This is a genomic window from Pyxidicoccus sp. M6, assembly GCF_055568925.1.
This window is the reverse complement of record NZ_CM145714.1, coordinates 12,760,456-12,775,743: the sequence shown is the minus strand read 5'-3', so window position 1 is coordinate 12,775,743 and position 15,288 is coordinate 12,760,456. Positions and strand designations below refer to the sequence as shown.

Genomic DNA, 15,288 nt, shown 5'->3' with positions numbered 1-15,288 from the left:
TCGCGAGGGACTCCGAAGGAGGCACCATGGACGCTGGACCCGTGCCCACGACGGCGGGCGCGACATCGCCCCGCTGGGAGCACCTCACCCGGGGCACGACGCGGGCCGTGCGCGGCGTGGGCCGCTCGGAGGAGGAGGCGCTGGAGCAGGCCGCGGTGGCGCTGTGCGCGCTGGTGGCGCACCCGGCGGAGGTGGAGGTGCGCGAGGAGGTGTTGGTGGAGTGCGACGCGAAGGACCTGGACCACCTGCTCGCGGACTGGCTGGGCGCCATCATCCACAACATGGCCGCGCGCCGGCTGCGCTTCCGGTGCTTCGCGGTGCGCCTGGACGGGCGGCTCCTGTTCGGCCACGCCTTCGGCGAGCCCGTGGACCCGGCGCGGCACCACGGCGTCCTGGAGCCGCGCGGCGTGTCGCTGACGAAGCCCCTGGTGCGCGGGACCGCGGACGGGTGGTGGACGGCGGAGTGCGAGGTACACAGCTCGAGCGATGCCTGACGTGAGAGGAGGAAGCGATGTCGACCCGGGCGGTGGAGCTGCGCGGCACGGGCGGCGTCCCGGTGACGGCGGTGCTGGAGCTGCCCCCCGGCCGGCCCGCCGCCAGCGCGGTGCTGGTGTCGTGCTTCGCGTGCCTGGGCAACTCACCCGGGCCCGCGCGGCTCTGCCATGCGCTGGTGTCCCGGGGCTTCGCGGTGCTGCGGCTCGACTTCACGGCGCGGCCCGCGGGTGACGATGGCGTGCAGCCCCGGCCGGACACCGTGCCCTCGGTGGACGCGGTGGTGGAGGCGGCGGCGTGGCTGCGCGAGCGCTACCCGCCCGCGCGCCTGCTGGTGGGCCACAGCCTGGGAGGCACCGCCGCGGCCGCCGCGCTGCCCCGGCTGCCGGAGGTCGCCGCGCTCGCGCTGGTGAGCTCACCCTCGGGGCCGGAGCCCGTCCTGGAGCGGCTGAAGCCCCAGGAGCGCGAGACCGGGGAGGGCGAGGTGACGCTGGGCCCCGGAAGGCTGCGCCTGTCGCGCGGCTTCCTCCACGACATCGCCGCGCCGCGCGTGGCCGAGGCGCTGGGCGCCTTCGCGGGCGCGGTGCTGGCGCTGCATGCACCGGAAGACAGGTACGTCGCGCTGGAGCACGCACGGCGCATGGTGGCGGCGGCGCGGCGCCCGGGCAGCCTCTTCCTCCTCGACGGCGCGGACCACTTCCTCTCGCGCGAGGCGGACGCGGCGCTCGCGGCGGACGTGCTGGGCCCGTGGGCCGCGCGGCACGTGACGCCGGTGACGGAGCTCGAGGCCCCGCTGCCGCACGGCGTGGTGGAGGTACACGAGGCGGGGCAGGGAGGCCCCTACGCGCAGGACATCCGCACGGGCCGGCACCGGCTGCGCGCGGACGAGCCCTTGAGCGTGGGCGGCGAGGACTCCGGCCCCACGCCGTACGGGCTGCTGCTGGCCGCACTGGGCGCGTGCACGTCCATGACGCTGCGCATGTACGCCATGCGCAAGGGCTGGCCGCTGGAGCACGTCCACGTGCAACTCAGCCACGACAAGGTGCACGCGAAGGACTGCCAGGAGTGCGAGACGCAGACGCGCAAGGTGGACCGGCTGCGGCGCAAGGTGAGGCTGGTGGGGCCCCTCACGCAGGAGCAGCGCGAGAAGCTGACGGCCATGGCGGACCGCTGCCCGGTGCACCAGACGCTGGAGTCGGAAGTGGACGTCCGGACGGAGTTGGAGGAATGAGCGTCCCCTTCGCGGGCCCGGGACTGGTAGGGTCCGCCCCCCTTCTTTTCGTGGACACCCCTACATGATGATTTCGCGTGAACAGCGCTTCGTCTGGTTGGACCTGGAGATGACCGGGCTGGACCCGGAGACGTGCGCCATCATCGAGATTGGCGTCATCATCACCGGACCGGACCTGCGTCCCCTCGCGGAGATGGAGCGCGTCATCTGGCAGCCGGAAGAGGTGCTCCTGCGCATGGAGCCCGTGGTGAAGGAGATGCACACGCGCAACGGCCTCTTGCAGAAGGTGCGCGCGTCCAACACGTCGCTGCGCGTGGCGGAGCGGGACGTGACGGCGCTCGTCGCCGAGCACTGCGCGCTGGGCGAGGGCGTGCTCGCCGGCAACTCCATCCACACGGACCGCCGCTTCCTCTTCCGCTACATGCCCATGCTGGAGCGCTACCTGCACTACCGCATGGTGGACGTGACGAGCCTCAAGGTGCTCTCGCGCGCCTGGTACCCGAACCTCGTGGAGCCCCACAAGGCGCCCAGCGGGCACACCGCGCTGGCGGACCTGCGCGCCAGCATCTCGGAGCTCCAGTACTACCGCGACGTGCTCTTCCGCCCCACGCCGGGCTGAAGCTTCACGTCTTCGGGGGCGCGAGCAGCTCGGAGATGGTGTCGAGCAGCAAGTCCAACTCGAAGGGCTTGGCGAGGAAGCGCGCGCTGGAGCGGCGCTCCTCGTCGGAGATGCGGCCCGCGCTCATCACCACCACGGGCACGTCGCGCAGCGAGGCGTCCTCGCGCATCCGGCGCAGCATCTCCCGTCCGTCCATGACGGGCATCATCAAGTCCAGCAGGACGAGGTCCGGCTTGCTGGCCGCCATGCGCTGCAGGCCCTCCGCGCCGTTGAAGGCGGTGACGACGTCGTAGCCCTCCACGGAGAGGATGTCCTGGAGCGCCTCGACGATGGCCAACTCGTCGTCGACGATGAGGAGCCGTTTCATGCCCCGCCCCTCCTGCGCCGCAAGAGGCCCTTGCGCCTGGCGGGCTTGGCCGGCTTCTTCTTCGTGCCCGGGGGCAGCGGCCGCGCCTGGCCGGTGAGGATGGCCTCCGCGCTCTCGAAGCTCTCCGCCACGTCGATGCCCTTCGAAGTGATGGAGAACAGGCGCAGGGCCGGGTCGTTGTCGCTCTCGCGCATCTTCAGCACGGACAGCATGCGGTAGAGCTGCGAGCGCAGCTCCACGAAGCGCAGGAGGAGGATGTTGTCGATGATGGCCTCCACCCCCTCCAGCGGCGCGTTCAGCTCCGGGCCGAAGAGGGTGTTGGTCTGCTGCGTGGCCAGCGTGGTGACGCCCAGGCCGCGCAGCGTGTTGTTGAGCGCGGTGAGGAAGCGCGGCGTGCGGCCCTTGTCATTGGACTCCTGGATGAAGGGCTCCAGCCCGTCCAGCACCACGCGCTTGATGCCGTGCTTCTTCACCAAATCGAAGAGCTCCTGCACCAGCGCGTCCGGCAGCGTCTCCACGGACACGCGCGACTCGAGGCGCACGCGGCCCGCCTCCACGTGCTTGCGCAACTCCAGCCCCACCAGGTCCGCCTTGTTGAGCAGGCGCTCCGGTGTCTCCACGAAGCCGAAGTACAGGCCGGGCTCTCCGCGCCGCGCGCCTTCCGCGAGGAAGTGCAGGCTCAGGAGCGTCTTGCCGCTGCCGGGCGAGCCGAAGATGAGCGTGGACGAGTAGCGCACCAGTCCGCCGCGGAGCATCTCGTCCAGCCGGGGGATGCCGAAGGCCTGCCGCTGGCCCAGGTCCGGCACGCGCGACGTCTGCCCCGAGTAGACGGCCTCCGTGCGCGGGTAGACGCGCAGCCCGTCGTCGCTGATGTCGAAGCTGTGCTTGCCCGCCAGCTGCGCGCCGCCGCGGAACTTCACCACCTCCAGGGTGCGCACCACCTTCACGCCCAGCGAGTCCATGGAGAGGGCGACGACGCCGTCCACCATGGCGAACTGCGGGTCCGTCGGGTCGTTGCGCTGACCGGTGAGCAGCAGCGTGGTGCAGCCCGCGAGCGCGTTGTGCACGCACAGCCCGTGGAGGAACTCGCGGAAGGCGAGGCGCGACTCGGAGCGCTCCTCCACCGCGGCCAGCCCGTCCACTACCAGCGCCGTGGCGCCGTGCTCTCGCACCGCGCGGAAGATGAGCTTGCTCAGTCCCGCCAGCCCTTCCGTCTTGAGCGGCGCGTAGCCGCTCTCGTAGTGCAGGTTCCGTCCGACCTCCTCCCTGTGGAAGAAGCTCATGCCCTGCAGGTGCAGCACCATGCGTGCGTGCGACTCGGCGAGCACGGTGAGATAGATGGCCTTCCCGCCGCTGGCGACGGCGGAGAAGCAGAACTGGTTGCCGAGGATGGTCTTCCCCGTCCCAGGCACGCCGGTGATGATGTACGTGCCACCGTGCAGCCAGCCGCCGCGCAGCAGGGTGTCCAGCCCCGCCACGCCGGTGGAGACCCGCGGGTCGCTTTCTCCCGGCAGGTCAGAGGTTTCCGTCACAGGTGCTCATTCCTCCTTGGCACCGAAGCTAGGCCACCCGGAAGCAGCAGCCACGGAATTGAATGCGCTGTGTTCGGAATGCGGCGATGGCTGCCTTCACTTCACGGGCGGGTCGAAATCACGCCAGAACTGTCATTAATGACATCCATGTTGACCCGTGATGTCCGGTGTCGTCACCATACGCGCGCTTCACGTCCCCCCATCATCGAGGTCCCCGAATGTCTTCAGGCTTGTTCGTGCGCCGTTGGGCCATCGCCGGTGCTCTGTCGCTGCTCGCCGGTTGCGGTCCGGAAGTCGTCGAGGAGAAGCAGACGCAGGAGCCGGTGACGACCGGCGAGCAGGAAATCGTCGGTGGCACCGCGACGACGATTGCCGCCAACCCCTGGCAGGTGTCGCTGCAGACGAGCTCGGGCTTCCACTTCTGCGGCGGCTCGGTGCTGAACGCGAACTGGATTCTGACGGCGCAGCACTGCGTGAACGACGGCGGCGTCATCAGCAAGCCCGCGCGCGTGGTGGCCGGCACCACGAAGCTGAGCACGAGCAGCAGCGGGCAGATTCGCAGCGTGGCCGAGGTCATCGTGTATCCCGGCTACTCCGGCCCGGAGACGGGCAAGGACGTGGCGCTGCTGCGCCTGTCCACGCCGCTGGATTTGAGCGGCGCCAACGTGAAGGCCATCGGCCTCGTCACGGCGGCGGACGCGTCCGCGGGCGTCACCGCGACGGGCGTCGTCTCGCGCGTCACCGGCTGGGGCTCGCTGTCCAGCGGCGGCTCGAGCCCGGACACGCTGCAGACGGTGGACGTGAACATCATCAGCAACACCTCTGCGCAGCAGTCCTACCCGCAGGAGACCATCACCGCGGACCAGCTCGGCGCGGCGGCGCCGGGCAAGGACTCGTGCCAGGGTGACAGCGGCGGTCCGCTCACCGTGCTCAATGGCAGCACCCGCGTGCTGGCCGGCGTCGTGAGCTGGGGCTACGGCTGCGCCGACTCGCGCTACCCGGGCATGTACTCGCGCGTGTCCTCCTTCGAGAGCTGGATTACGCCGAAGATCAGCGGCACGCCGCCCCCGACGACGACGCTGCTCTCCAAGACGGGCCTGTCCGGCGCGAGCGGCAGCTTCCAGCACTTCCCCATCACCGTCCCGTCGGGCCAGAGCACCCTCACGGTGGTCATGTCCGGCGGCACGGGTGACGCGGACCTCTACGTCCGCTCCGGCTCGCAGCCGACGACGACGGCGTACAACTGCCGCCCGTACCTCAGCGGCAACAGCGAGACGTGCACGCTCACCAACCCGGTGGCGGGCACCTGGTACGTCTCCGTGCGCGGCTACTCGTCGTACTCCGGCGTGAACCTGACCGCGACGGTGCCGTAGTCCCGGAGCTCACGTGCTTCATGACGGCGCCGTTCCTCGCGAGGGGACGGCGCCGTCGCATTTCAAGGCGCGGCGTGTCGTGACGGAGGTGCTCCGCGCCGCACTGTCCCTCCCGGCACACATCCGGCCCGGACCGCGATGCGGACGCATGGAAAGGGGAGCAGACTCGGAGGCTGGCCCTGGCGCCACGGACGGCGCGGTGGGCGGATGGGCAGAGCCCGTCCGGGGGCCGGGAGCAGAGTCCATGAAGCACCGAGAGCCGAAGACGGTGGGCGTCACTGGACCCGCGGGACGGTTGATGGCGACCGTCGAGGGAGATGGCGGCATTCCGACGCTGTTCGTGCACGGCATCCCCGCGGACAGGACGCTCTGGGCCGGAGTGCAGCACGGCCTGGCGACGCGCAGCATCTCATTCGACCTGCGAGGCATGGGCGAGAGCGGCGGCCCGCACGGCCCCTTCGGCGTGGAAGCGGCGGTGGAGGACGTGGCCGCAATCGCTGACGAGCTGGCCCCGGAGAAGTTCGTCCTGGTGGGCCACGGCTTCGGAGGCGCGGTGGCTGGTGCCTTCGCCGCGTACTACCCCGAGCGGCTCGCCGGGCTGCTCTACGTGGATGCGCCGGGGGACATGCGCAGCACCCCGAGGGCCGAGGCGGACGCGTGGCTGGAGAACTTCAGCGTGGCGAGGTACGGCGCCTTCCACGAGCACTGGCTCGCGCCGCTGCTCCTCGAAGCGCGGGAGTCGACGCGCGTCCAGGTGATGAAGATGATGCGCACGTCGAGGCGCGAGGCCATCGCTGGGTACCTGGAGTCGCTCTTCCTCCACGACCCGGGCGAGGCCTTCGAGGGCTTCACGGGGCACACCCACGCGCTGGCGGCCACCACGGGCCCGGAGACGTTGGTGGGCTCGCGGCCCTCGCTGTCCCGCTCCGTGGCGCCCCATGCGAGCCACTGGCTGATGCTGGACTCCGCGCAGTGGTTCCACGCGGAGTTGGTCCGCTTCCTCGGAGAGTGCCGGCACTGAGCGGGGCGTCTCGCGCGGCTCAGCTCGGCCGGGTCGCCTGCAGCCTGTCGCGCAGCAGGTGCTTCTGCACCTTGCCCAGTGCATTGCGAGGCAGCGCCTCCGCGAACACCACGCGGCGCGGCTTCTTGAAGCTGGCGAGCCGGTCCTTGCACCAGTCCACCAGCGCCTGCGCTTCCGGCGCGGGCGCACCGGCGGCCGGCACCACCACGGCCACCACCTGCTCGCCGAAGTCCGCGTCCGGCATGCCGAGCACCGCCACCTCCGCGACGCCCGGGTGCGAGGCGAGCACCTCCTCCACCTCGCGCGGGTACACGTTGAAGCCACCGCTGATGATGAGCTCGCGAGCACGGCCCGTAATCTTCAGGTAGCCGTCCGCGTCGTACTCACCGAGGTCACCGGTGCGGAACCAGCCGTCCGCGTCGAAGGACTCGGCGGTGGCGTCCGGCCGCTTCCAGTAGCCGGCGAAGACATGGGGCCCGCGGACCTCAATCTCGCCCGTCTCCCCGCGGCCTAGCGGCTTGCGCGAGCGCACGTCCACCACGCGCGCCTGCTGGCCCGGGTAGGGGAAGCCCACCGTGCCGGGGCGGCGCTCGCCGTCGTACGGGTTGGTGGTGTTCATGATGGTCTCCGTCATCCCGTACCGCTCCAGGATGCGAGCACCGAGCTCCGTCTCGATGTCGCCGAAGAGCTGCGGGCTGAGCGGCGCCGAACCCGACACCCACAGCCGAAGCTTGCGAGGCTTCATCCCCGTGCGCCGCGCCTCCTCCAGGAGGCGCCCGTACATGGTGGGCACGCCGAAGAACATCGTGAGCGAGGCGTCGCCACGCAGCGCCTCCAGCGCCTCGGTGGCCACGAACTTCCGGCGCAGGTCCACGCTGGCCCCGGTGTAGAGCGTGCCGTGCAGGCCCACCATGAGGCCGTGCGTGTGGAACAGCGGCAGCGCGAGCAGCAGCTTGTCCTTCTCCGTCCACCCCCACGCTTCGGTGACGGCCTTCACGTTGGCCAGCAGGTTGCGGTGCAGCAGCATGGCGCCCTTCGAGCGGCCCGTGGTGCCGGAGGTGTAGCCCAGCACCGCCAGCTCATCCGGACGCGGCGGCTCCAGCGGCGCGGACGACGCGGCCCCCTTCGCGAGCAGCGCGTCGAACGGAACCACCGTGAGCGACGCGGGAAGCGCGGCGGCCGGAGCCTCCACGGTGACGAGCCACTGGAGCGAGGGAAGCTGCTCCCTCAGCGGCGCCAGCTCCGCCGCGCCCGAGGCGCCGGTGACGCACGCGCGCACCTCCGCGTCGGAGAGGATGTGGGCCAGCTCCACCTGCCGGTACGCGGTGTTGACGAGCACCACCACGCCGCCCGCGTGCTGCACGCCGAGGTAGGCGATGGCGAACTGCGGGCTGTTCTCCAGGAACAGCGCCACGCGCTCGCCGCGCTGCAGCCCGAGCGCCTTCAGGCCCCGAGCGAAGTCGGCGACGCGTCCGGCCAGTGAGCCGTAGGTGAACGCCTCGCCCTCGAAGGTGAGCAGCGGGCGGGACGGAGTGCGGTGGGCGTGGTCCAGGAAGGCTTCGAGCAGGGAGGACGGCATGGCGGCGCAGCCTACCGCCAGCGCCTGTCCTGGAGGCTCGGACAATCGTGTCCCAGTAATAATTGCATAACCTGTAAATCAGGTTCCTGGCTAGGGTGCCCGTTCCTCTTCTCCAGGAGCCATCCATGACAAGGGAGTTCCGCTGGTGGAGCCGGGTGCTCGCGGTGGTGCTGACGGCGTGGGCGCTGGTGCCCACGGTTGCGTCGGCGCAATTGCCGTACCCCACGCGCAGCGCGTACCGCATCAAGAGCGTCCAGCCCGACTTCTGGCCCAGCTACGACGAAATCGCGGGCAACAACACGGGCGGCGTGGCGATGAACCTCGTCTGGGCGAGCTGGGAGCCGTCGGTGCAGGCGCCGCCGTGCTCGGCCGGACGGGTGGAGTACAACGGGCACTGCTTCGTGCTGGACGCGGCGGTGGACGCGGCCATCCGCGAGTGGACGGCGCGCGGGGTCGTCGTGACGGCGATTGTCTACGGCGTGCCCGCCTGGGCGCGAGCGGGGCGCGTGTGCACGCCGGTCGCGGCGGGCTTCGAAATCTTCTGCGCGCCCAACAACGCGGCGGACTATGGGCGCTTCGCCGGCATGCTGTCGTGGCTCTACAACGGGCAGAACGGGCATGGGCGCATCGCGGACTTCGTCATCCACAACGAGGTCAACTCCAACGACTGGTTCGACATCGGCTGTGGGCAGGGCGCGGGGGCGTGCAACGTCACGGCGTGGCTGGACACGTACGCGGCCAACTACAACGCGGCCTATGACGCGGTGACGGCGTGGCAGCCCGCGGCGAAGGTGCTCATCTCGCTGACGCACCACTTCGGCACGGAGTTCGACCAGCCCTCGGCCTCGAGCCCGCTCTTGTCCGGCATCACCGTCATCAGCGGCATCGCCGCGCGGGCGGGCTCGCGCTCGTGGCGCGTGGCATATCACCCGTACGCGCCGGACCTCTTCAGGCCGCAGTTCTCCGCGGATGACTACCCGCGCGTGACGTACGGCAACCTGGGCGTGCTGGCGGGCTGGCTGCGCAAGACGTACCCGAGCCGCCCGCACGCGTGGGAAATCCAGCTCACGGAGAGCGGCATCCACTCGGGCAGCCCGCAGTCCTCCGAGGCCGCGCAGCAGGCCGCCGTGTGCAACACGTTCCGCAACGTGCTCGGGACGCCGGGCATCGAGAACTACGTCTACCACCGCATGCAGGACAACGCGGCGGAGGGTGGCCTGGCGCTCGGGCTGCGCCGCACGGACGGCAGCGCGAAGCCCGCGTGGTCCACGTGGGCGCTGGCGAACCGCAACGACTTGAACCCGCCCCAGCTCTCGTGCGGCTTCGAGGACCTGCCGTACACGCGCCTGCGCCGTGCGTACAACGCCTCGCGCGGCCACTGGGCGTCGTCGCGCCTGCCGCCTTCGGGCTTCACGGTGGAGAGCTCGTGGCGGCTGCTGCGCGACTCGGCGCCGGGCACGCGGATGCTCTACGAGTGCCGCGTGGGCAACCACAACCTGCTCACGTCGGATGTGAACTGCGAGGGCCAGTTCCCGATGGGGCCGGTGGGCTACATCTACACGTCACAGGTGGCTGGCACGGTGCCGCTGTACCGCTGCCGCATCGGCCAGGGGCAGGACCACTTCGTCTCGCCCGCGTCCAACTGCGAGGGGCAGATTACGGAGCAGCTCCTCGGCTACGTGGTGCCGTAGCCGGTCGTCACGCTCGGGGCTCCGGTGCCGGCGTACCGGGGCCCGCGGCGTGGCGTTGCCCTCCGGCTTCCTCAGGCGGCCACGGCCCGCGAGGGCAGGGTGGCGTGACGTTGGAAGTCCGTGGGGCAGTGCGCGCAGAAGACGCTCACCTCGTTGGAGTGATTGCGAATGAGCTCCCGCAGGCGCGCCTGGTTCGCCTTGCGCGCCTCGTTGTTCGTGGAGCGCAGCCACTGGAAGAGCGCCACGCCGGGCGGGCTGCGCGGTGACACGGGGTCGACTTCGCGGTGGTTGAAGTACGCATCCCCCGCGTGCAGGAGCCAGCCGCTCGGAGTCTTCACCGCGATGCCGCAGTGGCCCTCCGAGTGACCCTGGAGCGGGACGATGAGCACCTCGTCACCGAGGCCAGGAATGGGACGCACCGCCTCGAAGCCGAACCAGCGTTCGCCGTCCACGGCGTGCACGTTCCACTTCGGCCCGTGGGCCCACTGTCGAGGCCGGTAGCCGAACTTCTTGCTGCGGTCCACGGGCTTCATCGCCGCGGCGTGCTCGTCGCGGAAGACGTGCACCTCGGCGGAGGGGAAGTCCGACAGGCCGCCCGCATGGTCCAAATCGAGGTGCGTGGGGAGGACATGGCGAACGTCCTCGCGCTTGAAGCCGAGCCGCTCCACCTGGGCGACGGCCGTCTCGCGCAGGTCGAGCCGGGGCGCGTTGCGCTTGATGAAGCGCTGTCCCAGGCGCGACGGGTCCTGGATGTCGTGCGTGCCCAGGCCCGTGTCGACGAGCGCGAGGCCCTGCTTCGTCTCCAGCACGAGGCAATGACAGACCATCCGCGCGCGAGAGAAGAGGCTGCCCTCGCCGAGCACGAGGCGCGAGCTCGCGGGGCACAGGGTTCCGCAGTTGATGTGATGGATTCGCATGCGCATCGAGTAGGAGAGAAGGGCGGGACGCGATTGGAAGAATCGGCCATCCCGCCAGGGGCCGGGTTGAAGGTGGCGGGACGGTGCCTCATGCTGAAGGCGTGACTGTCTCGGTCCTCCCCGTCGAGCCCGGGAGCGCGCTGTCGCGCTTCGTGAAGAGCTTCCGCGTCATCACGGGTGATGACGAGGGAACCTTCGTCCGCCTGCCGGACGGTCATGCGGACCTGGTGCTGCGCTTCTCGCCTTCCTACGAGGGGGTGTACGCCATCGGCACCCGGCTGAGCGTGCTGCGCAAGCCGGTGGAGGCCGTGCCGCCCCAGACCGTCATCGTGCGCTTCAAGCCCGGGGGCGCCTACCCCTTCTTCGGCGTGCCCATGTCCGAGCTCACCAATCGTGTCGTGTCCCTCGACACGCTCTGGGGCGCGGACGGCGCGCGGTTGCGCCAGCAACTCGCGGACGCCGCTTCGGTGACGGAGCGGCGGCATCTGCTGGAGTCCACGCTCACGGAGCGCATCCGCCGAGGAGACGTCTTCGAGCCCGCCGGAGCATCCGTGGTGAGGCGCGCCGTCCGGCTCATCACCGAGGCCCCGGAGTTGCCACGCGTCGAAGGACTGGCGCGCGAACTGGGCATCAGCCCGAGGCACCTGCGACGCGCCTTCGAGGACGTGGTGGGCGTGGGCCCGAAGGAGTTCGCGCGCGTCGTGCGGTTCCAGCGGGCGGTGCGCGCCTCGGAGCGCGCCACCGCGCCGGACTGGGGCGCCATCGCGGCGGCGACCGGCTACTACGACCAGTCGCACCTCATCACCGAGTTCAAGGCGCTGACGGGGCTCACGCCCCGCGCGCTCCTGAGGCCGCTCAGCGCGTCTCCTTCTGGAACGTCTTCACCAGCGCGTTGATGCGCCGGCCGGTGGGGTCCTCCTTCCGAGGGTCGGAGACGACGAGCACCATCTTCCCGGAGACCACGGCGGAGCCCACCGCGTTGCCGACGAGCGTCCAGCCGGGCTCCTCGGCCTGCTTCGCCTTCTCCGCGCTGTCGAAGGTGCACAGCGTCGCTTCCAGGCCGCTCACCTTGCCGGCCTGGCACTTGCCGCCGGGCAGCTTTTCGCCAGCGTCGGTGAAGGCGGAGGGCGTCTCACCCGCCGACTTCCACGCGTCCAGCACGTCATCCGCGCCGCTGGAGCAGCCCGTGAGCAGCAGGGCTCCCAGCGTCAAAGCCATGCGCCGCATGCTCAGTGCTTTCCCTTGTGCTTGTGCTTCTTGTGGCCGTTGCCATGGCCACGGCCGTGGTCGTGGTGGTCGTCGTCATCGTCCCAGTCGTCGTCGTGGTCATGGACGACGCGCTCCTCGCGGATGATGACCACCTCGCGCTCGGGCGGAGGCGGCGGAGGCGGAGCGCCCACCGTCACCTCGATGCGCGGCACGGGGAGGTTGATGTCCACCTGGAAGATGGGGCCGTGGTACTCGGGCGGCGGAGCGATGCGGACCACGGGGCGCAGCGGGTTCCACGTGCGGTAGACGGTGTTGACGCGGATGAGCTTCGGGCGCTCGCTCTGGTAGTCGTCGGGGTAGTCGCCCGCGTAGTAGGAGACGTCCTCCTTCTCGACGAAGCGCTGGCGGGGCGGGGGCTGGTAGGCGTGGTAGTGCGGCCCGTCGTGGTAGCAGTACTCGACGTCGTCATCGTCCGCGTCGATGTGGACGATGAAGTTGAGGACGACGGGATGGTGGCCGTAGAAGGCGTGCCGGGGGCCCTCGTAGCCGAAGGGCGTCGGGTCGCCGATGAAGATGTAGACGCCGTCATGGGTGCGGTAGAGCACGTCGGCATTCACCGGCGCGGCGGTGTGCACGTGCGTGATTTCGATGTGGCACAGGCCATCCGCGGGCTGACCGCTGCGCGGGTGCATGCCGGCGTACTTCCACTGCTTCGCCTCGGCGACGCCGGCTGCGGTGAGCAGCAGCACCGCGGACAGGCCGGCCAGATTCAGTCGTGACATGGTGGAGCTCTTTCGCGGGGGACAGACGCTCCACCAGACCCGCCGACTGTGGGGTCGAGCACACCCTGGAACGAGCCTTCCACTCCGCGTGGTTGCGCGGCTGCTCCGAGAGCGCGCCAGGGCGCAACCAGCGTGGAACGTTACACCATGTCCAGGAGTACAGACGTCACCGAGCAATTCGAAGTACCGCATTGGCATTACAAGCCCCGGCTCATGTGCCCTGCAGCGGCATGGTCTTCTCCGATTCACCACGGGAAGCACCCGTCTCCGCCGCACGTCCGACCCCTCTCCACGCGGGGGGGCGGGCCCACCGCTCCTCGTCCCCACACCGCTGTCCGCTTCTGGGACGCCACTTCTCGCAAGTGGTCACCGGACCTGGGACGACCCCCCACATCCCGAACAAATCCGGGGATTTGAGCGGCGAAAAGCAATTGGCACGAGCCTCGCTCTTAGAGAGGCCGTGGACATTCCCAAAGCCAAGAAGAAGACCCGCAAGCCCTGGGTCCTCGCCATCGCCGGAGCCTGCGCGCTCATCGCCGTCACCGTGGGCCTGTCCAAGCTGCGTCCCGCCGCCCCCACCGTGGAGCGTGCCTCGGTGTGGCTGGACACGGTGAAGCGCGGCCCCATGGTGCGCCAGGTGAAGGGCGCCGGCACGCTCGTCCCCGAGTACATCCGCTGGCTCACCGCCGACACCGCCGGCCGCGTCGAGCGCATCCACGTCCGCCCCGGCGCCGCCGTGAAGGCAGACACGCTCCTCATCGAGCTCTCCAACCCGGACGTGCAGCTCCAGGCGTTGGAGGCCGAGCGCCAGCTCGCCAGCGCCGAGACAGAGCTCAGCCGGATGCGCATGGAGCTGGAGACGCAGCGGCTCGCCCAGGAGGCCACCGTCGCCACCCTCACCGCCGAGTCCGCCGACGCCTCCCGCCGCGCCGAGGCCAACAACGCCCTCCGCCAGAAGGAGTTCATCGGCGACCTCGAGCTGACGCAGACCACCGAGAAGGCCGGCGAGACGTCCCGCCGCCTGGAGCTGGAGCGCAAGAAGCTCACCGTGGTGGCGGCCGCCATGCGTGACCAGCTCGCCTCGCAGACGTCCCAGGTGGAGCGCTTGAAAGCGGTGGCCCGGTTCCGCCGTACACAGGTGGAGTCCATGAAAGTGGTCGCCGGTGAGGACGGGGTGCTGCAGGACCTGCCGCTCGAATTGGGCCAGTGGGTGACGCCGGGCGTGCTGCTCGCCAAGGTGGTGAAGCCGGAGCGCCTCAAGGCGGAGCTGCGCATCGCCGAGACGCAGGCGCGCGACATCCAGCCGGGCCAGAAGGCGCTGGTGGACACGCGCAACGGGGTGGTGGAGGGCACGGTGGCGCGCGTGGCGCCGGCGGCGAGCCAGGGCACGGTGCGCGTGGAGGTGTCGCTGCCCGCCGAGCTGCCCCGGGGCGCGCGGCCCGACCTCACGGTGGAGGGCACGGTGGAGCTGGAGCGGCTGGGCAACGTGCTCTCCGTGGGACGCCCCGCGGGCGCGCAGCCGAATGGAACGATGTCCCTCTTCCGGCTGATGCCGGGGAGCGACGAAGCCGTGCGAGTGCCGGTGCAGCTCGGCCGGGGCTCGGTGAATGCCGTGGAGGTCGTGCAGGGCCTCCAAGAGGGCGACCAGGTGGTGTTGTCTGACATGGCCGCGTGGGACGCGGTCGAGCGGGTGAGGCTGCGATGATGACGACGAACAATGCGGAGGCGCCCGCTTCGACGGAGGAGGCGGTGCTGGCGGGTGGACCCAAGACGGATGCGGGCAAGTCCCTCATCCAGCTCGAAGGGCTCACCAAGGTCTTCGAGACGGAGGAAGTGGAGACGCACGCGCTCTCCAACATCCACCTCAACATCCGCCAGGGCGAGTGGGTGGCGATTGTGGGGCCCTCGGGCTCCGGCAAGTCGACGCTGCTCGCGGTGCTGGGCCTGCTGGACACGGCCTCGCGCGGCACGTACCTGTTGGACGGGCGCAGCGTGCTGGAGCTGTCGCCGTCGGACCGCGCGCTGGTGCGCAACCGGCACATCGGCTTCATCTTCCAGAGCTTCAACCTCATCGGCGACCTGACGGTCTTCGAGAACGTGGAGCTGCCGCTGACGTACCGGGGCATGCCCGCGGCGGAGCGCAAGCAGCGGGTGGAGAAGGCGCTGGAGAAGGTGGGCATGGCGCACCGGGCGCGGCACATGCCGGGCCAGCTCTCCGGTGGTCAGCAGCAGCGCGTGGCCGTGGCGCGCGCGGTGGCGGGAGACCCGCTCATCCTCCTGGCCGACGAGCCCACCGGTAACCTCGACTCGAAGAACGGCGAGGCGGTGATGCAGTTGCTCTCCGAGCTGCACAAGGGGGGCGCCACCATCTGCATGGTGACGCACGACCCGGCGCACGCGCGCGTCGCCACGCGCACGGTGAGCCTCTTCGACGGCCGCGTCGTGCAGGACGAGCAGCGCCGCTGAAGCCACTGA

15 protein-coding genes are annotated in these 15,288 nt (G+C 70.4%); 9 read left to right on the top strand and 6 right to left on the bottom strand.

From position 1 onward, the window contains the following. Nucleotides 1-26 precede the first annotated feature (26 nt). The 3 genes from ACVTJA_RS50440 to orn all read left to right on the top strand — a co-directional run bounded on the left by ACVTJA_RS50440 (nt 27) and on the right by orn (nt 2,342). A complete protein-coding gene (locus ACVTJA_RS50440; protein WP_465831823.1) occupies nt 27-494 on the top strand; it encodes an archease in 468 nt (155 codons plus the stop codon). A gap of 17 nt (nt 495-511) precedes the next feature. Next, nucleotides 512-1,723 (top strand): alpha/beta fold hydrolase, encoded by a 1,212-nt coding sequence (locus ACVTJA_RS50435; protein WP_465831821.1) that lies wholly within the window; start codon nt 512-514, stop codon nt 1,721-1,723. Between the two features lie 67 nt (nt 1,724-1,790). Beyond that, nucleotides 1,791-2,342, top strand: coding sequence for an oligoribonuclease (orn, locus tag ACVTJA_RS50430; RefSeq protein WP_465840716.1), 552 nt, complete (start codon nt 1,791-1,793; stop codon nt 2,340-2,342). Nucleotides 2,343-2,346: 4 nt separating this feature from the next. Here the strand turns inward: orn and ACVTJA_RS50425 are convergent, their stop codons facing one another. Both ACVTJA_RS50425 and ACVTJA_RS50420 read right to left on the bottom strand, forming a co-directional pair. After that, nucleotides 2,347-2,709 (bottom strand): response regulator, encoded by a 363-nt coding sequence (locus ACVTJA_RS50425; protein ID WP_465831820.1) that lies wholly within the window; start codon nt 2,707-2,709, stop codon nt 2,347-2,349. After that, the gene (locus tag ACVTJA_RS50420) at nt 2,706-4,241 is read right to left on the bottom strand and encodes a DUF7125 family protein (RefSeq protein ID WP_465831819.1); all 1,536 of its coding nucleotides are present in this window, start codon (nt 4,239-4,241) and stop codon (nt 2,706-2,708) included. Before ACVTJA_RS50420 ends, ACVTJA_RS50425 begins: the two co-directional genes overlap by 4 nt. A gap of 218 nt (nt 4,242-4,459) precedes the next feature. Here ACVTJA_RS50420 and ACVTJA_RS50415 point away from each other — a divergent pair, with 218 nt between their 5' ends. Together ACVTJA_RS50415 and ACVTJA_RS50410 are read left to right on the top strand one after the other, a co-directional pair. Further along, complete coding sequence (locus ACVTJA_RS50415; RefSeq protein ID WP_465831817.1) at nt 4,460-5,614, top strand: trypsin-like serine protease; 1,155 nt, start codon at nt 4,460-4,462, stop codon at nt 5,612-5,614. Nucleotides 5,615-5,858: 244 nt separating this feature from the next. Next, a complete protein-coding gene (locus tag ACVTJA_RS50410) occupies nt 5,859-6,635 on the top strand; it encodes an alpha/beta fold hydrolase (RefSeq protein WP_465831816.1) in 777 nt (258 codons plus the stop codon). 19 nt (nt 6,636-6,654) lie between these two features. Here the strand turns inward: ACVTJA_RS50410 and ACVTJA_RS50405 are convergent, their stop codons facing one another. Then, nucleotides 6,655-8,214, bottom strand: coding sequence for an AMP-binding protein (locus tag ACVTJA_RS50405; RefSeq protein ID WP_465831814.1), 1,560 nt, complete (start codon nt 8,212-8,214; stop codon nt 6,655-6,657). A gap of 125 nt (nt 8,215-8,339) precedes the next feature. On the opposite strand from ACVTJA_RS50405, the gene ACVTJA_RS50400 reads away from it, so the two are divergent. Then, a complete protein-coding gene (locus ACVTJA_RS50400) occupies nt 8,340-9,905 on the top strand; it encodes a DUF5722 domain-containing protein (protein ID WP_465831812.1) in 1,566 nt (521 codons plus the stop codon). Nucleotides 9,906-9,976: 71 nt separating this feature from the next. On the opposite strand, the gene ACVTJA_RS50395 is transcribed toward ACVTJA_RS50400, so the two are convergent. Beyond that, the gene (locus ACVTJA_RS50395; RefSeq protein WP_465831810.1) at nt 9,977-10,822 is read right to left on the bottom strand and encodes an MBL fold metallo-hydrolase; all 846 of its coding nucleotides are present in this window, start codon (nt 10,820-10,822) and stop codon (nt 9,977-9,979) included. Between the two features lie 101 nt (nt 10,823-10,923). Here ACVTJA_RS50395 and ACVTJA_RS50390 point away from each other — a divergent pair, with 101 nt between their 5' ends. After that, nucleotides 10,924-11,718, top strand: coding sequence for a helix-turn-helix domain-containing protein (locus ACVTJA_RS50390; protein WP_465831808.1), 795 nt, complete (start codon nt 10,924-10,926; stop codon nt 11,716-11,718). Here the strand turns inward: ACVTJA_RS50390 and ACVTJA_RS50385 are convergent. Both ACVTJA_RS50385 and ACVTJA_RS50380 read right to left on the bottom strand, forming a co-directional pair. Beyond that, on the bottom strand, nt 11,678-12,040 hold the full coding sequence (locus ACVTJA_RS50385; protein WP_465831807.1) for a hypothetical protein: 363 nt from the start codon (nt 12,038-12,040) through the stop codon (nt 11,678-11,680). The two genes, ACVTJA_RS50390 and ACVTJA_RS50385, sit on opposite strands and share 41 nt — an antisense overlap. Nucleotides 12,041-12,051: 11 nt before the next feature. After that, nucleotides 12,052-12,813, bottom strand: a complete 762-nt coding sequence (locus tag ACVTJA_RS50380) for a hypothetical protein (RefSeq protein WP_465831805.1) — start codon at nt 12,811-12,813, stop codon at nt 12,052-12,054. A gap of 460 nt (nt 12,814-13,273) precedes the next feature. Here ACVTJA_RS50380 and ACVTJA_RS50375 point away from each other — a divergent pair, with 460 nt between their 5' ends. Together ACVTJA_RS50375 and ACVTJA_RS50370 are read left to right on the top strand one after the other, a co-directional pair. Beyond that, nucleotides 13,274-14,518: an HlyD family secretion protein gene (locus ACVTJA_RS50375; protein ID WP_465831804.1), complete on the top strand. Its 1,245-nt coding sequence runs from the start codon at nt 13,274-13,276 to the stop codon at nt 14,516-14,518. Continuing rightward, nucleotides 14,515-15,279: an ABC transporter ATP-binding protein gene (locus tag ACVTJA_RS50370; protein ID WP_465831802.1), complete on the top strand. Its 765-nt coding sequence runs from the start codon at nt 14,515-14,517 to the stop codon at nt 15,277-15,279. The genes ACVTJA_RS50375 and ACVTJA_RS50370 overlap by 4 nt, the downstream gene beginning before the upstream one ends. The last annotated feature ends 9 nt before the right edge of the window (nt 15,280-15,288 follow it).

Coding starts and splice junctions, on each gene's coding strand:
- ACVTJA_RS50440 (WP_465831823.1), top strand. CDS start 27: ATGGACGCTGGACCCGTGCCCACGACGGCGGGCGCGACATCGCCCCGC.
- ACVTJA_RS50435 (WP_465831821.1), top strand. CDS start 512: ATGTCGACCCGGGCGGTGGAGCTGCGCGGCACGGGCGGCGTCCCGGTG.
- orn (WP_465840716.1), top strand. CDS start 1,791: ATGATTTCGCGTGAACAGCGCTTCGTCTGGTTGGACCTGGAGATGACC.
- ACVTJA_RS50425 (WP_465831820.1), bottom strand. CDS start 2,709: ATGAAACGGCTCCTCATCGTCGACGACGAGTTGGCCATCGTCGAGGCG.
- ACVTJA_RS50415 (WP_465831817.1), top strand. CDS start 4,460: ATGTCTTCAGGCTTGTTCGTGCGCCGTTGGGCCATCGCCGGTGCTCTG.
- ACVTJA_RS50410 (WP_465831816.1), top strand. CDS start 5,859: ATGAAGCACCGAGAGCCGAAGACGGTGGGCGTCACTGGACCCGCGGGA.
- ACVTJA_RS50405 (WP_465831814.1), bottom strand. CDS start 8,214: ATGCCGTCCTCCCTGCTCGAAGCCTTCCTGGACCACGCCCACCGCACT.
- ACVTJA_RS50400 (WP_465831812.1), top strand. CDS start 8,340: ATGACAAGGGAGTTCCGCTGGTGGAGCCGGGTGCTCGCGGTGGTGCTG.
- ACVTJA_RS50395 (WP_465831810.1), bottom strand. CDS start 10,822: ATGCGAATCCATCACATCAACTGCGGAACCCTGTGCCCCGCGAGCTCG.
- ACVTJA_RS50385 (WP_465831807.1), bottom strand. CDS start 12,040: ATGGCTTTGACGCTGGGAGCCCTGCTGCTCACGGGCTGCTCCAGCGGC.
- ACVTJA_RS50380 (WP_465831805.1), bottom strand. CDS start 12,813: ATGTCACGACTGAATCTGGCCGGCCTGTCCGCGGTGCTGCTGCTCACC.
- ACVTJA_RS50370 (WP_465831802.1), top strand. CDS start 14,515: ATGATGACGACGAACAATGCGGAGGCGCCCGCTTCGACGGAGGAGGCG.